Annotated in this window: 2 protein-coding genes; both read right to left on the reverse strand. The window is 44.7% G+C overall.

Features of this window, described 5'->3' with window-relative positions; all coding sequences use genetic code 11:
- Nucleotides 1–128: 128 nt before the first annotated feature.
- A complete protein-coding gene (locus tag BFS35_RS13630; RefSeq protein WP_331466739.1) occupies nucleotides 129–1,481 on the reverse strand; it encodes an SdrD B-like domain-containing protein in 1,353 nt (450 codons plus the stop codon).
- Nucleotides 1,370–1,655: putative Ig domain-containing protein (locus BFS35_RS13855; protein ID WP_158554338.1), on the reverse strand; the 286-nt coding region annotated here is incomplete at its 5' end. The genes BFS35_RS13630 and BFS35_RS13855, both read right to left, overlap by 112 nt.

Genomic DNA, 1,655 nt, shown 5'->3' on the forward strand with positions numbered 1-1,655 from the left:
CAAGATTATATTTACCTGAATCAAAAAAAGAGATTAAGCAACATAAAGTTGTCGCTTAATCTCTAATTACAGCATCAGTCCTATTTGACATAGAACCTATAATATGAACTCTCGTTTTAATTTAAATCTTATTTGTTTTCAGATTGAACATCTTCTTGACGTCTTCTGCGAGCCGCAAGTAATGCAAATCCTCCAAGTGCTGCTACTAATCCAGCTGTAGCACCACTGTTGTTAGCTTCACCAGTGTCTGGTAAAACTTCTTGATCTTCACCATCATGAATTGGTGCTACTGTTTCATCATCTCCATCGTTAATTGGAGCTACGCCAGTATCGACATTTTCTCCACCTGTGTTGCCACCTGGTGTTGTTTCTCCACCTGTGTTGCCACCTGGTGTTGTTGTTCCACCTGTGTTGCCACCTGGTGTTGTTTCTCCACCTGTGTTACCACCCGGTGTTGTTTCTCCACCTGTGTTGCCACCTGGTGTCGTTGTTCCACCACCATTTGCATAGTAGAATCCAGAGTCGATTGTCATATTGTCTTCAGTTAACTGGATAGTGATTACTGATCCATCTGAATCAATTGCATCATGACCATTGAAATCTACATTAACTGGTGAATTGATAGCTCCAACTGGTGTGTTGAAGTATACAGTGTAAGTTCCTGCTGCTAAGCCAGTAAATTCATAGTGACCATTCGCATCAGTTACTGTAGTAATGATAGTTCCGTCTGGTTTAACTAATGCTACAGTTGCACCTGCAAGTCCTACTTCTCCTGCATCTTGTAAACCATTTGCATTAGTATCAATCCATACACGATCTCCGATTGTTAATCCTGTTTTTGGTGCCGCTGTTACTGTCTCGTTTGATGGTGCTGATGTATTACCTGCCGCATCTGTTGATGTTGCTGTTACTGTTTCACCTGGTGTCAATACTTCTCCTGCCGGCACTTCCACTGTCCATGTTCCGTCTGGTTTAACTGTTGTCTCAACTTTGCCACCATCTGGGAATGTCACTGTTACCGTGCTGCCTGCTTCACCTGTTCCGCCGACTACTGTGTCACCTGGTTTGATCGGGCTGATGTCTACCACTGGTGCTGTCACATCATCCGCTGGTGATACCACTTCAATCACCGGCTCTGATTCGTTTCCTGCTGCATCTTTCGATACCGCTGTCACTTCTTCTCCTGGTGTCAATACTTCTCCTGCCGGCACTTCCACTGTCCATGTTCCGTCTGGTTTAACTGTTGTCTCAACTTTGCCACCATCTGGGAATGTCACTGTTACCGTGCTGCCTGCTTCACCTGTTCCGCCGACTGTCGTTTCACCTTCAGTAATTGGATTAATATCCACCGTTGGTGCTGTTGTATCTGCTACCTTCGGATTGTTATCCTCTGTATCAGGGATTCCGTCGTTGTCATCATCTGTATCTGTGATATCTGGGATACCATCGCCATCTGTATCACGTTGTACTGTGATTGTGATTGTTTTTCCGTTACGTTTCCTGCTTCATTTGTCACCGTGATTGTTACTGGGAAGTCACGTGTCTCTTCGTACGTTCCTGTCGCAGCGTCATCGTTCCAGTCTGTGATGATATCCGGTGTACCGATGATCTGGTTGTTCGCATCATCGTATGTTAAACCTGATGGTAGGCCTGTT

Source organism: Macrococcoides goetzii (assembly GCF_002742385.2).
GTDB classification, from domain to species: Bacteria; Bacillota; Bacilli; order Staphylococcales; family Staphylococcaceae; genus Macrococcoides; species Macrococcoides goetzii.